Annotated in this window: 15 protein-coding genes and 1 tRNA gene; 9 read left to right on the top strand and 7 right to left on the bottom strand. The window is 58.9% G+C overall.

Going from position 1 to position 16,838, the window contains the following annotated elements:
- Positions 1 to 8 precede the first annotated feature (8 nt).
- The 4 genes from B071_RS0102795 to B071_RS0102780 form a co-directional block, all read right to left on the bottom strand.
- Complete coding sequence (locus tag B071_RS0102795) at positions 9 to 854, bottom strand: sigma-70 family RNA polymerase sigma factor (RefSeq protein WP_018525585.1); 846 nt, start codon at positions 852 to 854, stop codon at positions 9 to 11.
- 197 nt (positions 855 to 1,051) lie between these two features.
- Positions 1,052 to 1,372, bottom strand: coding sequence for a rod-binding protein (locus tag B071_RS15530; RefSeq protein ID WP_083914392.1), 321 nt, complete (start codon positions 1,370 to 1,372; stop codon positions 1,052 to 1,054).
- Between the two features lie 5 nt (positions 1,373 to 1,377).
- Positions 1,378 to 2,172, bottom strand: a complete 795-nt coding sequence (flgG, locus tag B071_RS0102785; protein ID WP_018525583.1) for a flagellar basal-body rod protein FlgG — start codon at positions 2,170 to 2,172, stop codon at positions 1,378 to 1,380.
- An 86-nt stretch (positions 2,173 to 2,258) separates the two neighbouring features.
- Complete coding sequence (locus B071_RS0102780) at positions 2,259 to 3,128, bottom strand: flagellar hook-basal body protein (RefSeq protein ID WP_026244922.1); 870 nt, start codon at positions 3,126 to 3,128, stop codon at positions 2,259 to 2,261.
- 170 nt (positions 3,129 to 3,298) lie between these two features.
- On the opposite strand from B071_RS0102780, the gene B071_RS0102775 reads away from it, so the two are divergent.
- The 5 genes from B071_RS0102775 to B071_RS0102755 all read left to right on the top strand — a co-directional run bounded on the left by B071_RS0102775 (position 3,299) and on the right by B071_RS0102755 (position 7,681).
- Positions 3,299 to 3,370, top strand: a tRNA-Thr gene (locus B071_RS0102775).
- Positions 3,371 to 3,459: 89 nt separating this feature from the next.
- Positions 3,460 to 4,239, top strand: a complete 780-nt coding sequence (locus B071_RS0102770) for a class I SAM-dependent methyltransferase (RefSeq protein WP_018525581.1) — start codon at positions 3,460 to 3,462, stop codon at positions 4,237 to 4,239.
- Positions 4,240 to 4,302: 63 nt separating this feature from the next.
- Positions 4,303 to 5,304 (top strand): ROK family transcriptional regulator, encoded by a 1,002-nt coding sequence (locus B071_RS0102765; RefSeq protein WP_083914389.1) that lies wholly within the window; start codon positions 4,303 to 4,305, stop codon positions 5,302 to 5,304.
- A 93-nt stretch (positions 5,305 to 5,397) separates the two neighbouring features.
- Positions 5,398 to 6,603: an MFS transporter gene (locus B071_RS0102760; protein WP_018525579.1), complete on the top strand. Its 1,206-nt coding sequence runs from the start codon at positions 5,398 to 5,400 to the stop codon at positions 6,601 to 6,603.
- A gap of 115 nt (positions 6,604 to 6,718) precedes the next feature.
- Entirely contained in the window at positions 6,719 to 7,681 is a 963-nt protein-coding gene (locus B071_RS0102755) for an L-lactate dehydrogenase (protein WP_018525578.1), read from the top strand.
- On the opposite strand, the gene B071_RS0102750 is transcribed toward B071_RS0102755, so the two are convergent.
- The 3 genes from B071_RS0102750 to B071_RS0102740 form a co-directional block, all read right to left on the bottom strand.
- On the bottom strand, positions 7,675 to 8,619 hold the full coding sequence (locus B071_RS0102750; RefSeq protein ID WP_018525577.1) for a mechanosensitive ion channel family protein: 945 nt from the start codon (positions 8,617 to 8,619) through the stop codon (positions 7,675 to 7,677). The genes B071_RS0102755 and B071_RS0102750 overlap by 7 nt on opposite strands.
- A 129-nt stretch (positions 8,620 to 8,748) precedes the next feature.
- The gene (locus B071_RS0102745; RefSeq protein WP_018525576.1) at positions 8,749 to 9,453 is read right to left on the bottom strand and encodes a response regulator transcription factor; all 705 of its coding nucleotides are present in this window, start codon (positions 9,451 to 9,453) and stop codon (positions 8,749 to 8,751) included.
- A complete protein-coding gene (locus B071_RS0102740) occupies positions 9,450 to 10,169 on the bottom strand; it encodes a hypothetical protein (protein ID WP_157702990.1) in 720 nt (239 codons plus the stop codon). The genes B071_RS0102745 and B071_RS0102740 overlap by 4 nt, the downstream gene beginning before the upstream one ends.
- 167 nt (positions 10,170 to 10,336) lie before the next feature.
- Between B071_RS0102740 and B071_RS0102735 the strand changes: the two genes are divergently transcribed.
- From B071_RS0102735 to B071_RS15525, 4 genes are all read left to right on the top strand, one after another.
- Positions 10,337 to 12,103 (top strand): sensor histidine kinase, encoded by a 1,767-nt coding sequence (locus B071_RS0102735; protein WP_018525574.1) that lies wholly within the window; start codon positions 10,337 to 10,339, stop codon positions 12,101 to 12,103.
- The gene (locus tag B071_RS0102730; RefSeq protein ID WP_018525573.1) at positions 12,100 to 12,477 is read left to right on the top strand and encodes a response regulator; all 378 of its coding nucleotides are present in this window, start codon (positions 12,100 to 12,102) and stop codon (positions 12,475 to 12,477) included. The genes B071_RS0102735 and B071_RS0102730 overlap by 4 nt, the downstream gene beginning before the upstream one ends.
- A 222-nt stretch (positions 12,478 to 12,699) precedes the next feature.
- Complete coding sequence (locus B071_RS0102725) at positions 12,700 to 14,754, top strand: tetratricopeptide repeat protein (RefSeq protein ID WP_018525572.1); 2,055 nt, start codon at positions 12,700 to 12,702, stop codon at positions 14,752 to 14,754.
- A gap of 82 nt (positions 14,755 to 14,836) precedes the next feature.
- Positions 14,837 to 16,810: a GNAT family N-acetyltransferase gene (locus tag B071_RS15525; protein ID WP_018525571.1), complete on the top strand. Its 1,974-nt coding sequence runs from the start codon at positions 14,837 to 14,839 to the stop codon at positions 16,808 to 16,810.
- Positions 16,811 to 16,838: the final 28 nt, after the last annotated feature.

Genomic DNA, 16,838 nt, shown 5'->3' with positions numbered 1-16,838 from the left:
CCGGAACATCAGTTTGTCAGCATCTCCCGGAGATGTCCAGCCTGGTCTCGAAGCTTGCGAATCGCCTTCATCTCTATCTGCCGGACCGTTTCGGGAGAGATTCCCATTGTAGCGGAAACACGCTTGAGGGTGTAGCGCTCCCCGCCGTCCAGGGCGTAGCGGTACCAGATGACCTGTCGTTCCCGATCCTGAAGGATTTTCAGCCCCTTGATTGTCTCTTCCCGGAGGATCCTGTCCATCACCTGTACATCGGGTGAGAAGGTATCATCTTCCAGGAGATCCATCACGGTGCTATTTTCGTCGTTGATCTCCGTATCGAGCGACACGGGAACAGCGGCAATGTTCATAATCTCGGAAACATCTTCGGGGGAAATATGGGCTTCCCGAGCTATCTCCTCCACCGAGGGAGTGCGCATAAGGTGCTGGTTAAGATAATTATAGGCGCGCTGAATTCGNTTGAGCACATCTTCCTTCCGGTGAGGAAGGCGGATCGTCCTGCGACGGTTGGCCAGCGAGCGGGAGAGGGACTGCTTGATCCACCAGCTCGCGTATGTGCTGAACCGGACTCCCTTCCGGTAATCAAACCGGCTTGCAGCCTTCAGAAGCCCCAGGTTTCCATCCTGAATCAGATCCAGCAACGAGGTATCGTGGGTCACATAGGCTTTGGCGATCTTCACCACGAGGCGAAGGTTGTGCTCCACCAGGATCCGCTTTGCTTCGGCATCGCCCTGTTCTATCCTGCGGGAAAGCTCCCATTCTTCTTCCGCCGTAAGCAGGGCGTTTTTTCGTATCTGGGTATAATAGGTCTGCAACGCATCGTTCTGACTATAGTCGGCGCTGATTTTCTTGGCCATACACACCTCCTGCACATTTATATGCAATAAACGTGCCAAGGCAGTAGAAAAAATCAGAAACTAACTAATTGCTTGTCTTGTAAGTATTTAAAATATGGCAAGAAGATTTTCTCCTGCAAGAAGAGAGAAGGTGTACAAAAAAACAGACACCAATCAGAGAGAGGTCAGGCAATTTTGTACACCCTCTGAAGAATATATCACGGCGCAATCTGTTTAACTATCATATCGGCAAGTCCGATTCCACCGGTCTTGGCCATCACCTGAGCGTACTCGTCGTAGAGCATGTCCTCGTAAAATTCACCGGCCATGCCGGTATCAACCAGACGGTTCTCGGGATTCAGGGTTGCCCGCATGCTATCGAGCATCTTTTTCATGAAGAGTGCCTCAAAATCCTGAGCCACCTGCCGCAACTGATCAGCCTCGCTCCCCTCGGGAAGGTTATATCGAAGGTTCTGCAGTTGCAGCTGGGCCAGGTTAGCCGACCCGGCTGCGTTCATTCCTCCCACGCTATCGCTCATGGCCCTTACCGTTTCAGACCGGTAGCGATACCCAGCATGGAATCGCTGGTCTGGATCGCCTTGCTGTTCGTCTCGTAGGCACGCTGGGCCACGATCATGTTCACCATCTCGCTCACCACGGAAACGTTGGACATCTCCAGAAACTTGTGGAGCGTTTGCCCCATCCCGTCGAACCCGGGCTGGCCACTTATAGGTCCACCGCTGGCCGAGGTCTCCTTGAAGAGGTTGTCCCCGATCGCGTTGAGTCCTGCGGGGTTCACAAAGCGGTTCAGCTCTACCTGCCCCACTTCCAGGGGATCATCGGCACCGGGGATCTGAACAGTGATACGGCCGTCCTGGGAAATCGCCAGGGTATCCCGCAGAAACCCCTGGGGAAGAATAACCTCGGGCATCACCCGCAGGCCGTTGTTTGTCACGAGCTGTCCCAGAGAATCGATCTGAAACGCCCCGTCGCGGGTATAGGCAAAGGACCCGTCGTACTGCATCACCCGAAAAAACCCTTCNCCTTCGATAGCGATGTCCGTCACATTGCCGGTGTTCTGAAGACTTCCCTGGATATGGAGTTTCTGTGTTCCGGCAATATTCACCCCGTGGCCGACCTGCACACCCACGGGCACCAGGGTCTGCTCCGTGGCGGGAGTTCCGGCTGTTCGAACCGTCTGATACAGCAGATCCTCAAAATCAGCGCGGTTCCGCTTGAACCCCGTGGTGTTCACGTTGGAGAGGTTATTTGAAATCGTATCGATGTTAAACTGCTGCCCCATCATACCCGACGCAGCGGTCCAGAGTGATCGCATCATCTCAGCTCTTCTCTCTTTCTCCGGGCACGCTCCACCCGGTTGTTCCCGATGTAGCTACCCCCGAACAGGCCAAAGCCGGGGAAGGGTTATTGCGCACGGAGAATCTCCGATATGAGCCGTCCCGTGCTCTGATCGTGGCTCTGGACGACCTTCTGATTTGCCTCGTAGGCCCGGTTCACCTCGATCATGTTCGTCATCTCCNCCACCACATTGATATTGGCCTTTTCAAGAAATCCCTGAAGCACCTGCGGGCGCCGGTCACCCAGGAGATCCCGGGCCTCGCCGCTCTCCCGGGTGGTCCGCCAGAGGTTTGTGCCCTGCTTTCGCAGATACCGGGCCTCTTCGACCCCCACAAGGCGAAGCTGTCCCACCTGGAGCGTCTCGTCCCACTGGTTTTCCCGCATCTGGACGAGCCGGTCCGGATCGTCCAGGTACCGCTCGTTGGCAAAAATCGCTCCCGTCTCGTCTACGACGAAGTTGTTGAGCTTTACCTCCACAGGGTTTCCATCGTCGCCCAGCACGGGATAGCCCTGCTGGGTCACCAGAATCCCCTCAGGCCCCAGAGAGAAGCTGCCGTTCCGGGTCAGACGGTCTCCCNGGGGTGTGCGAACCACAAAGAAACCGTCGCCCTCCAGGGCGAGGTCGAAGGCGTTCTCTGTGGGGTGTACCGCTCCCTGCTCGAAGATGGTAAAAACCTCGTTCTGCTCCACCCCCGTCCCCAGCTTGCCCACGACGGGAGCCTTGTCCACGGAACCAACCGGCTCTCCCCGATAGGGAAATTGAACTACCCCGTCATCGTTCATCCGGCGGAGCAGGAGCTCCGGAAAGGCCTTCTGGACTGAGACATCCCGCTTGTATCCCACCGTGTCGGCGTTGGCGAGATTATTCGAGAGGGCATCCAGGCGATGCTGCTGCGCTATCATTCCGCTCGCTGCGGTAAAAACTCCACGAACCATAGCAAGAGTATCGGACAGGTCGTGGCCGTGATTAAGCGTTATTGCGCGGTCCAGGGAACCACACCCCGAAGAAATNAGGGGCGGGAGAGAATGCGGGGGCTTCCCTTTTTTCACGATCTGCACTATAGTTCGCGCCGTTGCAGCCCCCTGGTTGCAACACAGTACAGTGCGCCAAGATAGCTCAGGGGTAGAGCAGCTCACTCGTAATGAGCAGGCCGTGGGTTCGAATCCCACTCTTGGCTTCCCGGTTTCCCGTCGGCCAGGCCTTCCCCGGTCCCGAGGGTTTTCCCTCTGCGTCGCCCCGATCCACGGCAGGTGGTATACTACCGGGATGAACCTCTACCGAACCATTGCATCGGAGTATTCGCANCTGTTCCCCTCGTCACCAGAAAAATTTCGAGCCATCGAGACCCAGCTCNCCGCGANCGGNGCCAGGGATCTCCTCGATATCGGCTGCGCCAGCGGCGAGTTTACCCGCCAGATCGCAGCTCCCGGACGAACCGTTACGGGGCTGGACCTGGATGAAGAGATGATCCGCGAGGCCCGGCTTCAGAGCGGCACCCTTCGGGATCTCTCCTTTGTAAGAGCCGAGATGACCGGCTTCCTTCAGAAGAGCCCNCCCGGGAGCCGGGACGCACTTCTCTGTCTGGGTAACACCCTGGCCTACGCAGGTGGGTGCGNGGAACTCGAGCAGTTTCTGACCCAGGCGGCCCGGGTNCTCCGCCCGGGAGGGTATCTGGCCGTACAGATCCTGAATTATTCCAACCCCGCCNTCCGGCCGGGTTTCGTCTTCCCGNTGCTGGAAACGCCCCGGATATCTTTCTCCCGACGATACGTGGCCCTTGAGACAGATCCCGCACGCCCCCCCTCCCCCGAGACCGCGCCGTCCGTCCCGGCCCGNGGCTACGGGTTCGAGACCCGGGTAACCCACAAGGAGACGGGCGCCTCCCTGACAGATCTTCACCTCCATTGGCCCTTCCCCGCCCCTCTCCTGCAAGAGACTGCTGCCAGGGCGGGCTTTTCCCGCAGCCAGGTCTGCGGCGATTACCAGGGCAACCCTCTGACACAGCAGAGCTTCTTTGCCCTGCTTCACCTCTGGAAAAACCGGTAGAAGCAGAGAGCGCTGCGAAGAACTCCNCTTGACACTTTTTAAAATACATTTTAAAAGTGATGTATGAAGCACCCCAGGAGGAGAGGCGCCAACACGATGGTCCTGAAGGAGATCAACACCCGGACCGTTCTGGGATGCCTCAGGGAATCAGGAACAGCAACGGTGCGGGAACTGGCTCAGCAANGCGGGCTCAGCGTGGTAACTGTCAAGACGATCGTGGAAGATCTGGTGCATCAGGAGAAAGCCTTCTCCGGCGGCAAGGCACCCTCGAGCGGGGGCAGACCCTCNCAGCGCTACATCTTCAACAAGCNCCACACCCTGGGAATGGCCGTGTTCACCCGGGAGGTGAACGGCAGGGATACGGTCTTTCTCAGGGTTGTCGATCTCTGTGGTGAGACAATAGACGCTGTGAGCTGCGANCTCTCCGCTCCCGAACCGGAGGTACTGGAGCGGATTATCGGCGAGAAAGTCCGGGAAATCCCGCGCCTTGGGGCAATCGTGCTCGGCTTGCCCGGAATCGAGTATAAGGGNGACATCCTCGCCCTCGATTACCAGTCCTTTGTGGGGCTTCCTCTGGCAAAACACCTTCGGACACGGTTCGAAATACCGGTAGTGNTAGAAAACGATGTCAACGCCGCTGTGCTGGGCAGGGNGTGCGAGGCCTACATCTATTTNCCCCGGAAATATCCTCCCGGGGCGGGGCTGCGGATAGAAGGAAAGCTTCTTAAGGGGCACCGCCATTTCGCCGGGGAGGTGGGCTGGCTCCCTCTGGGAATATCCTGGGGACCGGAAATAGCCGATTCCTTTGAAGCGTGCTGCTCCGCTGCAGCCAGAGTCACGGCGAGCGTGACGGCCCTGATAGACCCCGCATCGATCGTCCTCTACGGCGAGCACCTGGGCGAGGATCATCTCCGGAGAATACGCGATATCTGCCGGGCCCTTCTTCCCGCCCAGGCGCTTCCGGAGATCCATTGCTCTGAGGACTTTACCGCCGATTTCGAGCGGGGCCTGAAAAAAATTCTTCTGGATCTGCTGGAAGAAGATCTCCCGGAGGCAGATCCATAATTCGAAGGCAGGTTTGAAACTCGAAGGCAAATCCGGAGGAAAATCCGGAAGCAAAGAAATTATCCGGAAACATACCAATACCAAGGACGGGCTATGGCAACACTTCTTCTGGTTCTGATTTATATCTCTTTCATCAGTCTCGGTCTTCCCGACGGCATCCTCGGCGCGGCCTGGCCGGTGATGCAGGCCGAACTGGCCGTGCCCTACGGTTTTGCCGGTCTGGCCCAGATGCTCGTCTCGGGGGGGACGATCATCTCCAGCATGCTCTCGGGGGTAGCTATCCACCGCTTCGGCACGGGCAGGCTCACCGCAGGAAGCGTCGCCATAACGGCCACAGCCCTGGTGGGCTACGCCCTGGCTCCGTCGTTTCTGTGGATCCTCCTCTGTGCCTTGCCCCTGGGAATCGGGGCCGGTGCCGTCGATGCCACGCTGAACTCCTACGTTGCCAACCATTACCAGTCCCGGCATATGAGCTGGATTCACTGTTTCTGGGGGGTGGGAGCGCTGGGCGGGCCCATGATTCTCTCGATNTTCCTCGCCGGNGGGGAATCCTGGCGGAAGAGTTACCTCACCGTGGGATCCTTCCAGATTTTCCTGGTNGCGCTTCTCTGCGCAGCCCTCCCCCTGTGGGACAAGGTGAGTACCATCCAGACCGACGAGACCCGGGAGCACCGGATCATTTCCCCNGGACGGGCCGCGAGGATTCGGGGAGTTCCCTCNGCNCTGGCGGTTTTCCTGTTCTACTGTGGAATCGAGGCGACCCTGGGGCTTTGGGGAGGATCCTTTCTCTTCAAGGTNAGGAACCTCGAGCCCGCCCTGGCCGCCAGGGGGGTCTCCCTCTTTTACGCCAGCATAACGGCGGGACGNTTTCTCACGGGATTTCTCACCTACCGTCTGAAAAACAACACCATGATNGGCGGAGGGGCCCTGATCGCCCTGGGCGGAATCNTCCTGATGGCCCTGCCCCTTCCCCTGCCGGTGATTCTCACGGGATTCTTCCTGACCGGCTTTGGGTGTGCACCGATCTTTCCCTGCATGCTCCACGAAACACCCCTCAGGTTTGGCCGGGAATACTCCCGTTCCATCATGGGGTTTCAGATGGCCCTGGCCTACATCGGGTCGACCTTCCTGCCGCTCTTCTTCGGATATATCTCCACCTTCACCGGCATGGGGATGCTCCCCTTCTTTCTGATGGCCTATGCCCTGATTCTCCTGGCAAACTTTGCCCGACTGCGAACCCTTTCGGACNGCACACGAGGCGAGTCGGGCAAGAGGACGGAAGTTTCCNATCAANGCTGACGAAAGCAGTCATCTTTCAGTACATTCACCCGTGCCACAGGAAGCCGGTCGGCAGAAATCAGGAAGGCCGACNGGGAAGTGAAGATCAAGGAACCGGAACTGCAAGGAGCAGCGAATGATCAAGAACAAGATCGCCATCATCGGAGCGGGCTCTGTGGGCGCCACGATTACCTATACCCTCTCGACCCGGGGACTGGCAAACCAGATGGTCCTGGTTGATATTGACCAGGCCAGGGCCGAGGCAGAAGTCCTGGATATCACNCAGGGAATGCCCCTGGGCAACACGGCCCATCTCTACGCGGGAACCTACCAGGATTGTGGCGATGCCGAAATAGCNATTATCACGGCGGGGGCAAANCAGCGCCCCGACGANTCCAGGGTCCAGCTGATGGACAGGAATGTGGAGATCATGCGCTCCATGACGGCCTCCCTGATGGACTCCGGCTTTGCAGGGGTGCTCCTGGTAGTCACCAACCCCGTGGATGTCCTGACCTACGTGGCCTATCGCGAGAGCGGGCTTCCCCGGGAACAGGTGATCGGTTCGGGAACGGTNATCGACTCGTCGCGGTTGCGGACATTTCTGGGGCGACACTGCAAGATCAACCCCCAGAATATACACGGCTACGTGATCGGCGAGCACGGCGACACCTCTTTCCCGGCGTGGTCAAATGTCACCTTCGGAGGCGTTCACGTCGGAGAGTTTTGCCCGGGGTGCCCCGGGGGCTGCCANCANGATGATCTGCGCGCCGAGGCAACGGAGTACGTTCGTCAGGCAGCGCAACAGATTATCAAGGCCAAGGGGTCAACCTACTACGCTGTGGCCCAGGCGGTGGCAATCATCACCCAGGCGGTGCTCCGCGACGAGCGTCGCATCCTTCCCGTCACGGCCGTCGTATCAGACTTTGANGACTTCCGCGAGGTGGCCTTCAGCTATCCCCATTTNATAGGACACANGGGNATTGTTCTGGATGCGGGAACAAAGGGACGCCTCCAGTACGATCTCGCCCACGATGAGAAGGAGCTCCTGCGGAGGTCTGTGCGGTATATTATCGAACATACCGAGNGGGCAGGCTACTGAGGCCCGCCACCGTCGGTAGCGCCCGTCTCCTCCGGCGGGGAGGCGGGAAGCGAAGCTGACTGATCCTGTCCCCAAAAGATGGTGCGGTGGGGGAAGGGGATCTCGATCCCCTCGCGGTCGAAGGCGTACTTGAGGCGTCTCCGGTACTCACGCCCCACGGCCCACTGGCGGATCGGACGGGTTTTGATACGGGCCTTGATCACCACGGCGCTGTCGGCAAAGGAATCGACCCCCATCACCTCCAGGTCTTCCAGAATATCGGGCCCCAGGAGCTGATCCTGCCTGAGATCGGCCGCAACGCTGCGCATCACCGCCACAACCCGGTCGGTGTCCTCCTTGTAGGCCACCCCGATATCGAAGACCTGGGCAGACCAGTCCTTGGTCATGTTGGAGATCGTGTTGATCTTGCCGTTCTGAAAGACATGGACCGTTCCGGTGTTATCCCGCAGAACCACCGTGCGAAACCCCACGTGCTCCACGAGCCCGCCAGTTCCGTTGATTGATACCACATCGCCCAGACGAATCTGGTTCTCCATGAGGATGAAAAAACCGGCGATGAAGTCCCGCACCAGCTCCTGCGCCCCGAATCCCAGGGCCAGCCCCAGAACTCCGGCCCCGGCCATGAGCGGAGCCACGTCAATTCCCAGACGACGGAGGATCATCATCCCCACCACAAGCCAGAGGAGAATCCGTGTACCTGCGGTGAGAATGCCCGTCAAGGTCTTGAGCCGTTTCTGGACCTCTCCGTCGTCGAGGCTCCGGTCACGGGTGATAGAGGCCGTCATGAACCGCGACGAAGAGGCCATCACCCTGTCCAGAAAGCGGGAGACCACCAGGGCCAGAAGGAGGATAAGGAAAATCCCGGGCACAGCCCCCAGGGCCCAGGAGAGAAATCGAAGGCCCGTATCGTGCCAGAAATCAACGGTAAACCAGTACATGAACAACGCTCCTTTCGGGTGAGTCCGGGTCCTGACCAGCCCCGCGCCTGTCCCCCCGGCAGGGCCAGACTTCGGAGATATCTGCCGACCGGCAACCAGGCTGGCTCTAACCCTGACTCTACCGAATGATTAACCCCGGGGATGAAAGGAGAACCCCAGCCCCCTGACCGTTCGCAGATACCTGGGCCGGGAGGGGTCATCCTCTATAATCGTTCGCAGCTGGTGGATATGCACGTAGAGGGAGTTCTCGTTCATTGCCTCCCGGGGATCCCAGACCCGTTCGTGGATCGCCTCTTTTGTGAGGACCACCTCGGGATTCTGGGCCATAAAGAGCAGAATGTCAAAAAGTTTCCTGCGCATCTGCAAGAGGACCCCGTCCCGGTAGACCCGGACCTCCTTGATGTCCAGAGAGAAGGGTCCAGCCTGAAGATGCTGGCGAATGAGATCCCGGCACCCCTGGCGGGAACTTCGGCGCAACAAGCGCCTGATTCTCCAGAGGAGTTCTGCCGACTGGAAGGGCTTGGTGATGTAGTCATCGCAACCGATCTCGAAGCCCCCCACTTTGGTGTGTATATCCTGCAGGGAAGATACGATGATCACGGGCAGGGTTTCGTCCTGCCGACGGATCGTCTTGAGAATCTCCATCCCGTCGTCGTCGCCCAGCCTCAGATCCAGCAGGACCAGGTCATAGCAATCGTGGCGCAGCTTGCTGAATGCCACGGGACAGTCCGGCGCCTGCTCTACAACGAAGCCCTCATCTTCCAGCGTGCGCGCGATAAAGGCGCGCACAGGCTCGTTATCCTCTATCACCAGAATATGGGCTGCTTCTGTCACGGGGCGGAGTCTCCTGTACTGCGCGGTGGTCGCTCCCGAAGCCCGGTCTGATTCGCCCTGTTACCTGAAGCTGAAGAAGGATCCGGAAAAGCAACCCGGCACGTCCCCGAAGCCGGATCGCCGACCCCTCCCAGACTCAGATGGCAGTCAAGAAACTCCAGGAGCCCCCGGGCCACCAGGAAGGAGAGACGCTGTTTCTCGGGAAAGGCCACGGAAGAGTCGGGGTCGGGCCAGAGGGCCGGGTCGGGGGCGGTAATAATAATGGAAGGAGGGTCTGCCAGGGCAGAAACGGGCAGCACCCCGCCGGGAGAAAGGCCGTTCATCGCAATCAGAACGAGCCGCTCCAGGGCGTCCAGGGAGAGATCAAGATTGGTAAAGAGCCGCACCCGGGGATCGCAGGAAAAGAACAGCTCCACTTTCAGAGCCTCTGCCTCGGCCTGAAGACGAAGCTGGAGCAACTCGAAGAGTTCCTCCGCCGGAAGGTGCTCCCCCGGGGGGGGCGCCAGCGAAGATTCGCCCATCTCCCGGGACTGCAGCTGTTGGAAATACAGGGAGTCCGCAACGATCCGGGACAGCCCCTGAACCGCCCGCAGGAGCAGGGCGTTACCAGGCAACCGGTGAGCTTCAGCAGAGATCTCGGCCAGGGAGTTCTTGAGAGAATGCGCGACAAAACCCGTAAGAAGTCTCTGGCTGTCCGACCCGTTCTCCCTGATCATACGATCCTGTTTCTCCCCCATGTTCCCTGTGGTCCCCGCCCCAACGGCAGAAAACCATCAAGATAATACCGCAGGGACCTTAAAAATACCTTAAATTATTATTAACAAACGTTGAAAGTTTCTTCAGGAACATACTACCATAGGTACCGGGAGATCATGAGCGCGTAATGAACCAAAACCTGGCCGAATCACGAATCGCCCGGCGCGTACAGATCCTGGTACTCATCGGTGGGCTCGTCGCGTTTATATTCTTTGGAGCCACAATAGTCTTCTCCTATTTTGGTACGCTCCGCGAGCAGGAAGCCCGCATTCTGGATCATGACTTTCCCCGACTCGTGCGGTCCACCTACGATCGGGTGGAGACTTTTTTTGATCCCCTCACCCGCTCGCTGGATCTCCTGGTATCCCATGGCGAGTGGCAGGATGTCCTGGACGAGGCCTGGGATAATCCCCAGGCCTTCAGGGAGAGGGCCGTCGAGTGGGCATCCATCCTCGGCGTGAGCGACATCACCGTTGTGGACATTCCCCGGGAGGTGGTCTACACCTACTGGTCGGGCGAACCGGTCCGGATGGATCCGTCCCTCGACCGGGACGCCTGGTTCTATCAGACCTGGAAGGGTCCCACCCCTCCGGAACGGAGCATCGCCTTCTACTACGATGACACCATGGGTGGACGGGCCTTTTTCTACGATTTCCTGCTCCGCGATCCCCGGGGTGAGCCTCTGGGAATTCTCGGCGCCCTGGTAGAGCTCGAAGAACTGGCCTATCGGGTACAGAGAGATCTTTCGCGGGGCGAGTTTGTCTACCTCGTGGATAACGAGGATCAGATAATCCTCGAGATCAGCACCGATACGCTACGGGAGTTTCTTCCTGTCTATACCACCACGGGGTTCGAGGAACAGGCAGCTCCATCGGAATCATTGATGATACCCCCTTCGTATATCGAAATGGCCCGGGAGCTCGACCGCCCCATAATAACCTCCGATGGCGATTACGCGGTGGGGGTTTTTTCGCTCTTTCCCCTGGATGTAACGGCCCGGGTCTTTCTGAACACCCGGGATCGGGTGGAATACGTACGGACCGTGGCGTTCCGGCAGATGACAGCCCTGTTGATCACCTTTGCACTGGTCATCGGCGGCTATCTGATTCTCATGGTGGTGTATACAAACCACAGCGCGAGCCAGCTCTTCCTGATCCAGCGCAACCGGGCCCAGCTGGACGAGCTGATCTCGGTACTCACCCACAGTCTGGGCAACGATCTGCAGTCACTGCGCTGTTCCCTGGCCGGCCACCCCCTGCCCTACCAGGAACAGCTCGATCCTATTCTGCTGGACATGGAGCAGGTCCTCCAGAATGCAATCTACTCGGCTCAGCAGGGTGATGGGAAGGCCGCCGTTTTCCCCCAGCCTCTGGATATAGCGGCCCTGCAGGACCGTCTGATCCTGAGTTGCCGGTCTTCCCTCCAGGGCAAGCAACAGAAGCTGATCCTCCCCCGGGAGGTTCCTTCCGACAATCAGCCTCCCCTGGAGACCGATGAGGACCTGGTCTTTCACGTACTGCTGAACCTGTTGAGCAACGCCATAAAATACAGCCCCACCCATACCAGAATCATCTTCTCCTACCGGAGCATTGCTACAGGTCTGGAGTTCCTTGTCGCCGATGAGGGGCCGGGCTTCACCGGCGAAGACCGGGACCGGCTCTTCCGGAAGTACTCGCGCCTGAGCGCCCGCCCTACTCGGGGCGAGAGATCTACGGGGGTAGGACTCTTTGTCTCGGCCCGTCTCACCGAGCGCCTTGGGGGGGAACTCGTCCTCCTGGAGGAGCTTCCCCTCTGGCTCGCGGACAGCTTGGGGGGTGCAGAGCGACTGGAACAGCCCGGCGCGATATGGCTCTTCGGGCTCCCCCGCGACCAGCACGGGAAAACCCCATCGTGAAACGCATCAACGCCCTGGTGGTTGAGGACGAACCGGTCATTCAGCAGGAGCTGATCCGGATCCTCCAGGAGATGGAGATCGCCGCCTCTGGAGCCGCTTCCGTAGAGGAGGCCCGGCAGGAACTGGAACAGGCCTGTTTCGACATCGCCGTGGTTGACCTGGGGTTGCGGGACGGTTCGGGCCTCACCCTTCTGGAATCCTTTCCCCGGCTCGCACCGGATACGCTGATTCTGGTGGTCTCCTCCACCATGGATTTCTCTGTGCGAACCCGCTGCTACGCTCTGGGCGCCCGGGACTTTATCGCCAAACCCTTTCGCCCCCAGGAGCTCACGCGGCGCCTGCAACGCCTGGTCGCTCTCATTCCCCGCCCCTGAGTTCCCGGCTCTGTTATCCCGCTCCTGCGCCACCTTCTTCCGGCACCGCCCGACCGGAACGAGCCCGACCCGCAGGCCCAATCAAAAACAGGTCAAACCAGAACACAGGTCCGGCGAAAACAGATCCGACGAACACAGGAACGTCCAAAGCAAATCATCCTTTTTTATCATGAATTTTAAGAAGCATTTAAGAGTCCTCTGCTAACCTTGACGGGAGAGGCTATGAAGAAAATGACAAAAAACAATCTGTTCCGATGGGCGCTCCTGGGGGCGCTGGTTCTTTTTGCCGGATGTGCCACAGCAGGAAGGGGAACACTCAACGAGGCCCGCCGGGCCTGGAGCGAGAATCTCTACGCCGAGGCACTCTATCACGCTTCGGAGGCGCTTCGGGAAAACCCCGACCTCACCTCGGCCAAGGCCTTCCTGCGCGACAATACCGACGAAGCTCTGGAACGGTCACGAAATCTCTTCATGGCCACGGAGAACACCACCGTCCCGGCCGAACTGGAAGAGCGTTACGATACCTACTATTATCTGGTGAAGTTCTACGACAACCTGGGCAAGATGCGGATGCCCCTCGTGGCAGACAAGCGTCTCTTCGGCCTCATCAAGGGATGGACCTGGTCTACGCCGATCCTCGATTTCACCAAGGAACTGGAGGAATCCCGAAGAGCTGCCCGGTCAGGGTTCCTCGCGGCGGGGGAAGAGCATATCGAGGCAGGCAAGATCGCTGCCGCCCACGATCTTCTCCGGAAGGTTATCACAAAGTTCGCCCAGGAAGGATCCAGGGAACAGGAAGAGGATCTGGCACGAATCATCGAGGCCTTTGTAGCCCGGGGCGCCCACTTTCACGGCTCCCAAAACCCCGATGAACTTCTCCAGGCCATCGAATCCTACGAGGTGGCCCTGCACTTCGATTCAGCTGAGGAGAGAGCACGCGAGGGGCGGGAGCGAAAGCGTCTGGTCCTCTCCGACGTATATCTTGCGCTGGGACAGGCCGAGGAAAACCGTAACACCCTCCAGGGTTGGGAAGCTGCTATCGAGTACTTCCGGAAGTCCCTGGAATACAACCCCGGCAACCAGGCCGCTCAGGATGGGGTTCCCCGCGTTACCGAACGGATCGCGGACCACTACTATCAGCAGGGAGTACGCCTGAGCAACCGTCTCAACGACCGGAACCAGGTGGAGCAGGGAATCGCCGCCTTCGATCAGGCCCTGGAATGGATACCCAACTTCCGCGATACGCCGGTCCTTCGACAGCGCCTGGTGGTGGCCCGGGAGATCATCGATCTCTCCCAGGAGCTGACCCCCGTGCGAAACGACTTTTCCAAGGTCGAGGGACAGGTCACAAGTCTCTCGCGATCGGTGAACCGGGCCCACCAGGGCATCAGTGATCTCCACAACATTGTAAACCGGGTGGAACAGCTGGAGGATCAGCTCAAGACGGTCATCACCGTGAGCGATACTCTCAGCGTCGCCCCCGTGGTAGGCACCGTCTTCCGGGCCACCTCCACCTCCCTGGGTATGGTCCACGAGCCCGTGGATTCGGTAAACCGGAAGGCTCGCCTGATAAAGACTCCTGCCCTGGACCCGGCGCTGCGGGAGATCACCTCCGTGAAGGAACAGACCGACGGGATATCTGCCTCCATGGGAGAGATCAAGCGGGAGCTCGACGCAGCCCACGCTATCGTTCGAGGCCTAAACAATTGCACCCGGACGATCACGGAACTGCACCCCCTGCAGCAGTTGGAGCGGGATCTGAAAACTCTCAGACAATCTCTCTCGGGCCTCCAGGAAGGGATCGCCCAGCTTGCGGCGATGCAGCAGGAAGTGAATACCACCCTCCTCCAGCTCGGTGAGGCGGTTCCCCTGATCGGGCGGGTGAATACCGGCGTTGAACGGGTCATGCAGCCCCTGGACAGAATCAGCTCGGTAACAAACGAGATTCAGAGCGCTCTGAACAGACAAATATCGGTCCTGGGACGGTCCTTCTCCGTTCAGGAGGCCATAGATTCCAGCACGGGAGCGATCAGACGAGCTGCCGAGGCTATCATGAATCCCCTGCTCCAGCGCTTGAACATCCAGATTCCTCCCATCCCCGGGATAGAAGAACTCGATCGGCTCCTGGACAGAGTTGAGGGATACCTGGCAGACATTCGCAGGGCAGGCACGGCCGTACAACAGGCCCAGCAACAGATTACCCCCGTGTCGGGACAGTTCCAGAAGAGCACCCAAAGCATCTCCGATGTGGTGATCTCCCAGGGCTGCTCCCTCTAACACAGCTGTCCTGATCAGTGATCAGGACGGACTCCTCCCAGAGGCTCCCTCCGCAGGGAGCCTCTGGTGTATACTAGCCCCCATGTCGGCACACCCGCGAAATGCGATACGTCACCTCACGCCCGAGCTGGAACGCTCGATCGAGCAGAACCCCCTCCTGAGCATCGATACCTTTCTGATTCCCAGTCCCTACATACGGGATGCAGGAATCGCCAAGGACTACGAGCACAGCTTTGTTTGGGTTCAGGAGGGAGAAATTCTGGGTTACATCCTGGTTTATTCCGATCCGGACCAGAAATGCTTTCTCATATACAAGTTGGTAACAAGCCCCTTTGTACGGGGAGCCGGAATCGGCACCGCCCTGGGAGGGCACATGGTGGCCTCCATCCCCCGGGAGGCCTCGGTCTATCTCTACGTCTGGGAAAAACAGGCCGATTCGCTGGAGTTTTTCCTGAACAAGGGGTTTCACCTGGGCGAGTCCCTGGTCTATCGGAACCTCATCTTCCGTCACCTCTGGGGACAGGCATCGGAGATCCTTTTCAAGCGAAAGGAGGAGAGCGAGCAGGGACCAGACAAGCGGGAAGAGATCGGCCGCACCCGCCACGATGCCCGAAAGACCATACGCTTTCTCTCCCACATGGTGGACATGCTCTCCCTGGATAACTGCGGACGAATTATCGAGGATATAAACCGCGAGACGACCTCCCTGGTGAATACCCTGAACTCCTTCCGCGATTCCATGAGTCGGGTCCACGAGGTAAATATCACCGAGCTCATTCTGGAGCGGATCGTCCCCTATGTGGGGGGATCTTCGATCCCCTGCGAGTTACGCCTGAAGCTGCAAAAAACGAACCAGGTGGTACTGGGAAACTACGTCGATGTGAGCCGGGCCTTCATTAACATCGTAGCCAACTCTCTGGAGGCGATTGCGGCTTCGAACCGGGAGACGGGGATTATGGAGATCAAGATTGGTGAGGATCAGGGAACGCCCTACGTGCGATTCAGGGATAACGGGATCGGGATGGACGAGAAACGCCTCGTGCGCGGCCCCGAGGGGATTCCTCTTTTTGTGGGAAAGTCCACAAAGGCCCGAAACGAGGGCGAGGGCCTTGGAACAGTCCAGATCTTCAGCACCTTTGGCCCCGACAACATCACCGTCGATGCCAGACCGAACCGGGGCTGCACCTGGAAGATAAGCTTTTCCAAACCGCTTCTCCAGAGCGACCCCTGGTACACGCGCCTGGAGCGACGCTTTCTCGAGGCGACCCACCTGCAGCAGAGTCGACCCCTCACGGCCTCGTCGGGCTACCAGGAGATCGTCTCCTATATCTGGCAAACCAGAAAAATAGAGATTCTCCTCTTCGATGTGATCCTCCATTTCAGCGCTCACCAGAATATCAGAACGATCTTCCGGTCGATCTTCGGGTATCTCGTGGGAGAGACCCCGGAGTCGCAGCTCAAGGAGTACATCGAAGGACTCCGCGTAGACCGTCCGGTCATGAAGGAGTGGCTCCTGGAGACCTCCCAGCGCGTGCGTTCCCGCTGGATTCTCATTCATGCGGCAGGAGAGGGAAAGAACCTGGGCGATGCCATGCTCAAGAGCTACGGCCAGGCCCTCGACAACGTGATCATCTTTACCCTCAACCCCCGGACGGGAGCGTTCTACGCAACGGACCGCAAGCTGGCGGAGCATCTCGATTTTGCTCCCTATCTGGGGGCGGAGCGGGAAAAACTCCTGCGGGGAGAGTTTATCGGCGATGTGAACAGCACGGAGAAACCGATCTTTCTGGGTGTCTGGAGCGTCGACTCCGAAGAGGACCTTCTGAAAAAGCTGATCCTCCTTCGCGAGGGGGCCCGAACCCTCATCAAGACGGGCGTGGACCGGAAAAAGCCCCTGGCCTTCTACCAGACCACCTGGATACGCCACAGCCGCGATATCAACAGCGACGCCATCACTACCTTTGGGGAGTTCGCCGAACTTCCCCGGGAGGAGCTCCTGCGGTTCTCCCGGGACGCCGACGACGAGGTGCAGGGGTTTATCCTGGGGAGAGAGTAGCCCCGGCTCTGCCCAGCTCCTCAAGGCT

This window comes from Alkalispirochaeta alkalica DSM 8900, assembly GCF_000373545.1.
GTDB lineage: Bacteria > Spirochaetota > Spirochaetia > DSM-27196 > Alkalispirochaetaceae > Alkalispirochaeta > Alkalispirochaeta alkalica.
The sequence above is the reverse complement of the archived record's forward strand: the minus strand, read 5'-3'. Positions and strand labels throughout refer to the sequence as shown.